The sequence below is a fragment of the Alcanivorax sp. HI0083 genome (genome assembly GCF_001635175.1).
Window position 1 is genome coordinate 1 of sequence record NZ_LWFX01001292.1, and the last position, 6,125, is coordinate 6,125.

General features: G+C 57.0%; 6 protein-coding genes. 5 read left to right on the top strand and 1 reads right to left on the bottom strand.

The genetic code is table 11. From position 1 onward, the window contains the following. Window positions 1-299: 299 nt before the first annotated feature. Window positions 300-1,007, bottom strand: coding sequence for a DUF4197 domain-containing protein (locus tag A3754_RS19180; RefSeq protein WP_231880697.1), 708 nt, complete (start codon window positions 1,005-1,007; stop codon window positions 300-302). Between the two features lie 231 nt (window positions 1,008-1,238). Here A3754_RS19180 and A3754_RS19185 point away from each other — a divergent pair, with 231 nt between their 5' ends. From A3754_RS19185 to A3754_RS19205, 5 genes are all read left to right on the top strand, one after another. Then, complete coding sequence (locus A3754_RS19185; RefSeq protein WP_063520980.1) at window positions 1,239-1,871, top strand: DapH/DapD/GlmU-related protein; 633 nt, start codon at window positions 1,239-1,241, stop codon at window positions 1,869-1,871. A gap of 170 nt (window positions 1,872-2,041) precedes the next feature. Continuing rightward, the gene (locus A3754_RS19190) at window positions 2,042-2,641 is read left to right on the top strand and encodes a TetR/AcrR family transcriptional regulator (RefSeq protein WP_063520981.1); all 600 of its coding nucleotides are present in this window, start codon (window positions 2,042-2,044) and stop codon (window positions 2,639-2,641) included. 163 nt (window positions 2,642-2,804) lie between these two features. Further along, on the top strand, window positions 2,805-4,691 hold the full coding sequence (locus A3754_RS19195) for an MFS transporter (protein ID WP_063520982.1): 1,887 nt from the start codon (window positions 2,805-2,807) through the stop codon (window positions 4,689-4,691). 150 nt (window positions 4,692-4,841) lie between these two features. Then, window positions 4,842-5,501, top strand: coding sequence for a hypothetical protein (locus A3754_RS19200; RefSeq protein ID WP_231880698.1), 660 nt, complete (start codon window positions 4,842-4,844; stop codon window positions 5,499-5,501). Between the two features lie 3 nt (window positions 5,502-5,504). Further along, window positions 5,505-6,125, top strand: a 621-nt coding sequence (locus A3754_RS19205; RefSeq protein ID WP_369817629.1) for a DUF445 domain-containing protein, incomplete at its 3' end; no start/stop codon positions are given.

A 6,125-nucleotide genomic window follows, 5' to 3' on the forward strand; every position in this document is an offset into this window, starting at 1 on the left:
CCAGTCTGGCCCGCACTCGTTGTTGCGCTTTTTCGATGGATGGACATATCTCGATCCCAGTTAGGGGACACCTTCAAAAGCGCGCCCTCTGTGCCCCGAATGGGGTATAGATTGCGAACCAGACTGAAAGACTGAGTACGCAAGGAGTTTTTCAGAGGTTCCCTAAGGTACGAGTCACGAGGAGCGAGAAGCGAAAACCTGACTGTCCCGGCTTTCGGGTTTTGACTTTCGAAGCTCGCTGCTCGTAACTCGATACTGTCGTGATCGCGCTGCCAGCGACGCTCTTGCGGATCGACGAGCTACTGGTTCGAGTTTCCAAACACCGCGCCGATCAGCGCACTCCCCTGCTGCATGGGGTTCTGGCGAATCCGGGTTTCCTGTTGGCCAATGCGGGTATAGAGCTGGTCCATGCTGTTGTCGATGACGTAACTTTCCAGGTCCAGATTGGGCTTGTTAGTAAGCGGTAACTTATCGTAGGCGCCAAGCAATGTCTGATACTGGTCGTAGAAACCGGTCTTGCGCAGGTTCTCTTCCACAATCGGCTGGAAGCGCTGGCGCAGGCTGTTCTCGGTCTCCCCGCGGAAATACTGGGTCGCCGCCGTATCGCCCCCCTGAATGATCCCCAGGGCATCATCCACACTCATGGCATTGATGGCGTTCTTGAAGACCGGTGCACCGGAGGCCACCGCCTTTTCTGCGCCGCGATTCATGGCCGTTTCCAACTGATCCACGTAGCTGCCAAGGCCAAATTGACGCAACGTATCGGTCACCGGATCCGCGGCCTTGGGCAGCTTCAGGTTCATGGCCCCTTCCTGGGACAGCTGGGCGGCGGCCACATCCGTCCCCTTGATCAGGGCTTCCTTAATGCCGGCGGCCAGTTTCTCATCGGTGTTGTAACCGGCATTCTTGGCCATCTGGTTACCCATGTTGATCCAGGGCATGGCCGATTCCATGTGCTGACAGCCGGCCAGCGCCAGGCCCAGAGCAAGAGGAAGTAGTTTCTTCACGGTGTTCTCCTTGTTGTTGTCGGGCATGCTACTGCATGGGCGGGGGCGGCTAAACACTTCATTGAGTGGAAAGTTTAAAGTTCAAAGTTGAAACGCGGACAAGGCCTTATCGTCGATAAAACGATTTTCACCGCGATCAGGGTATCAGCGGTTGCGCGGGCACGGGCTTTCAGGGCCCAATAACCTGACTCGCGCTTTTCAACGTTAAACTTTCAACTCGCTCCTGCTTTTATGACCGACGACGATTACCGCGAACAACATAAGCAACGCCTTGCCTACATGCCCTGGCTGTACGGGCGATTGAAGCCAAAGCTCCGGGCCTGGGCAGAACCCTGGCAACAGGGGATCCAGCAACGGTTGATGGCGTTGGAGACGGTGCACCTGGGTGAAAATTGCTTTGTGGCGCCCCAGGCCGCTCTGTTCGCCGAGCCGGGTCGCGATATTATCGTGGGAGATGGCTGCCAGATCGCTGCTGATTGCGTCATTCACGGCCCTGTTCGGCTGGGTCAGCGGGTCAGCCTTAACCACCATGTGAGCCTGGAAGGGGGCGCGGCGGGTATCGACATTGGTGATGACACACGCATTGCCGCATATTGCACCCTCTTTGCTTTCAATCATGGCATGGATGCGGACCGGCTGGTGCGCGAGCAGCCTGTGACTTCCCGGGGGATCCGTATTGGCTGTGACGTCTGGATCGGTGCCCGTGCGGGTATCGTGGATGGCGTCACCCTGGGGGATCATGCCGTAGTGGGCATGGGCGCGGTGGTCACCCGTGACGTGCCGCCCTGGACCATCGTTGCCGGCAACCCCGCCCGTCCCATTGGCCGTCGTCCGGGTGCCCCGCCGCTGTCGGCCTCCTCCTGAACGCAGACTGTCATGGCTGGCAACAGTCTCACTATTGAACGGCGTTTAGATGTTGTGGTTAACTGTCCGCTGCGCTGACGCAACGGGATCACGCTCAAACCGGAAAACAGGCTCGTTACCTTTTACGTAACTGGCTCCAGAACAACAGGTAACTATTGCAGGGCATACCCATGGCACGCCGAAACCAACACAGCCGCGAAGAATTACAGGCCCTGGCCATCGACGCTGTGCGCGAGCTGGTGGCGGAACAGGGGTTGGGAAAACTGAGTGTGCGCAAGGTGGCGGAAAAAATCCGTTATACGCCCGGTATGCTCTATCACGTTTTCGCCAATCTCGATGACCTTATTCTGCATGCCAACGCGGCGACCCTGGATACCCTGTTGGGCGACATGCAGGCGTCATCCAACCTGCCCCCGCCCCGGGCGCTGCATCAGATGGCCAGCGCCTACCTGTCATTGGCACGCACGCAAACCGCACTGTGGCAGATGGTGTTTATGCATCGCATGCAGAATGCGGCGCCGGTGCCCGCCTGGTACCAGCAACGCACGGCGCAGTTGTTTGAGCGGGTGGAACAGCAAATGGCCCGGTTGGCAGATGGACAGTCTGCCGCTGCGATCCATCTGGCAGCCCGTACCCTGTGGAGCAGTGTCCATGGCATTGCGGTATTGGCGGCAGAAAACAAACTGGAAGTGGCCGGCGATGTGGATGAGCAGGCCATGCTGGATTCGTTGCTGGAACATTATTTAAATAGTTGGGCGAGGGAGAGTTGAAAGTTCAAAGTTGAAACGCTAACGATGTTCTACATGACGGCAAATATGCTGCCCGCGTTCATGGGGAATGGCGCGGGCTGCGCTTTCCAGAAGCTGACCATCAGGATCGCGATTCGACTTTGAACTTTGAACTCAAACCCGAACAAAAACCAAAGGCGAAAAAATGCAGAAAGGGTTGTTTTCATTACTGGCGTCGCGGCGCTTCGGGCCGTTTTTCTTTACCCAGTTTTTGGGGGCCTTCAACGACAATGTGTTTCGGCAGGCACTGATTCTGTTGATTGCCTCCGGTGTGGTCAGCACAGTCAGTGTGAACACGTTGAACAATGTGGCATTGGCTTTGTTCATTCTTCCCTTCTTTCTTTTTTCGGCGTTGGCGGGGCAGGTTGCGGACAAGTACGACAAGGCCACCCTGGTGCGCAAGATCAAAATGGTGGAAGTGTTCATCATGTCTGCCGCCGCAGTGGGCTTCTTTTTTGATGGTGTCTATTTCCTGTTGGCCGTGTTGTTCTGCATGGGCCTGCAATCCACCTTTTTCGGGCCGATCAAATATTCGATCATCCCCCAGCATCTGACCGACAAGGAGCTGGTATCCGGTAATGCGTTGGTAGAAATGGGGACTTTTCTGGCGATTCTGCTGGGCTCCATATCTGGTGTGCTGCTGAAAATGGATGGCGTGGGCGACGGGGTCGTTGCCATGACGGTGGTGGGGCTGGCGTTGCTGGGTTATCTGGCAGCGAGGGGGATTCCCGCCGCCCCGGCTGCGGATGCATCCATCAAGATCAACTGGAACCTGTGGAAAGAAACCTGGCATATCGTCGGTTATGCGCGGGAAGTGAAATCCGTGTGGATGTGCGTGCTGGCGATTTCCTGGTTCTGGTTTATGGGGGCGGCCTATACCACCCAGCTGAAAGTCTATGTGGATGATTACCTGTTTGGCACCGATGGGTTGTACGCGCTGTTGCTGGGCACCTTTTCCATAGGCATCGGGCTGGGTTCCTTCCTGTGTGAAAAACTGTCAGGCAAACGGGTTGAGCTGGGGCTGGTGCCGCTGGGCTCCATTGGCTTGAGCCTGTTCGGCATCGATCTGTTTTTCTCCTACGCCGGGCTGGCCGGTGTGGCCCAGGCAACCACGAACAGCATTGGTGTTGTCAGCTTCCTGCAGCAGCCAGGTGGGTACCGGGTCTTGCTGGATCTGCTGGGCATTGGTGTGTTTGGTGGTTTCTATATTGTGCCGCTGTTTGCGTTCATTCAACACCGTGCCAACCCCAAGCATCTGTCGCGGATCATCGCTGCCAACAATATTCTCAATGCCCTGTTGATGGTGCTGTCAGCGGTGGCCGGCATTGTGCTGATCGGTCTGCTGGAAATGACGGTCCCGCAGTTCTTCCTGGCGCTGGCGCTGACCAATATTCTGGTGGCGGCGTATATCTACACCGTGGTGCCGGAATTCCTGATTCGCCTGCTGGTGTGGATGCTTACCCACACCATGTACCGCGTGAAGCATGAGGGAATGGAGAACATCCCGGATGAAGGCCCCTGCATGCTTGTCTGTAATCATGTGAGCTACGTGGACGCCCTGCTGTTGGCCGGTGCCATTCGTCGCCCGGTTCGCTTTGTCATGTTCAAGCCGATTTATGACATGCCGTTGCTGAATTATATTTTCCGCACCGGCAAGACCATCCCGATTGATTCGAAAAGCCGTAATCCGGCCATTTACGAACAAGCCTTTGTGCGTATTCGTGAAGAGCTGGCCGCCGGGGAAGTGGTATGTATCTTCCCTGAGGGCAAGCTCACCGGTGACGGTGAGATCGATGAATTTCGCGCGGGCATTGAGAAAATTGTCAGTGACAGCCCGGTGCCGGTTATTCCCATGGCCCTGTCCGGATTGTGGGGCAGCGTGTTCAGCCATAAGGGTGGCAAGGCACTGACCCGCCTGCCCCGGCGTTTCTGGTCGCGAATCAAACTGGCTGTTGGTACGGGGGTGCCGCCCCAGTCCGTGCAAGCCGGCGATCTGCGCACGCGGGTGCTGGCGTTGCGCGAACGCCCCTGAGGGCTGCATGGTTGCCGAAAGCATACGCACAGTAACTTGCAGTCGCGCGAAAAGACCGGACACTCAATAATAAAGGGCAGGCTGTTTCCTTTGCCGGTATGAAAGGAAGGCCGGGAAAGCCCACAACGACAATAACAACAGGGAACGAATGTGTCTGACTCCCCATTGTCGCCCGCATCGCTACGGGCGCGGATCCAGCAGCTGTTGCTGCAATTGCCGCCGGTACAGCGTGCAGATGCCCGTTATCACGAGGTGGAGCAGGAGCTGCTGCACGGGTTGAAGCACCGCCTTGAAGCCCTCCATGAACCCGGCGAAATGGACGGTTCGCCGGACAGTCTGCACCAGCTGCTGGATGTGTCCATGGAGCAGAGTGTGCCGCAGGCCCAGGCCATGCTGGTGCAACACCAGTTGGCAAACCTGACGGCGGATGAAGCCCGCCTGCTGGCAGCGTTATCTGACGGCAGCGCTTTTCCCCTGCTGACCGTACAGAGCGGTGGGCGTTTCTCCCGCGGCGAGGTGCTGTACCGCCACTCCAATGTGGGCCGTGCGGCGGGTATCCAATGCAATGATTTTATTGCCCTGTACCTGAGCCGGCTGTTTGCCCAGGGACTGGTGATCGCCAGCAGTTTTACCGAAGCACTGCGGACCGATTATGAACTGTGTGAAGGCGATAGCGGTTTTCGTACGGCGAAAACCGAGCTGCAAACCCACCTGCCTAAACTATCCACGCGCCGGGAAACCCTGCGGATCAGTCCGCTGGGCCGTCAATTGTGGGCGTTAATGACCACCCCTACGGACGTTGAGGAGTAGCCCGTGATTACCGATTTGAATTTGATACTGGCTGACCTGCAAGCCAACTGGATTCTCTACCTGTCCATGCCGTTTGTGGCAGCGGCCATTGGTTATGGCACCAAGGTGGTGGCCATCAAGATGATGTTCAAACCACTGACATTCGTCGGCTGGCGCCCTTTCTTCGGGTGGCAGGGCATCGTACCGAGCAAGGCGGCCACCATGGCCAGCATCGCCTGCGATTTGATGATGGAACGGTTGCTGAAACCGGAGGATGTGTTCAACAAGCTGGACCCCCACCGGGTAGCGGAGGAAATTCGTGATCCGCTGATTCAGTCGGTGGAAGACATCACCCGGGAAGTGGCGGCGGAATACCAGCCGGGCCTGTGGGAAGCGGCACCGGAATCGGTGAAGCGGCTGATTATCCAGCGGATCCAGAACGAAGCGCCGCACATGGTCGAGCAGATCATGGAGGACATCAAAAGCAATATTACCCGGGTGTTTGACCTTAAGGATCTGGTAATCAACGCGTTGGTGCGCGACAAGGAATTGCTCAACCGGGTGTTTCTGGAAGCCGGCCATGTGGAATTCAAGTTCATCCGTAATTCCGGCATCTATTTCGGTTTTGCCATCGGCATCGTGCAG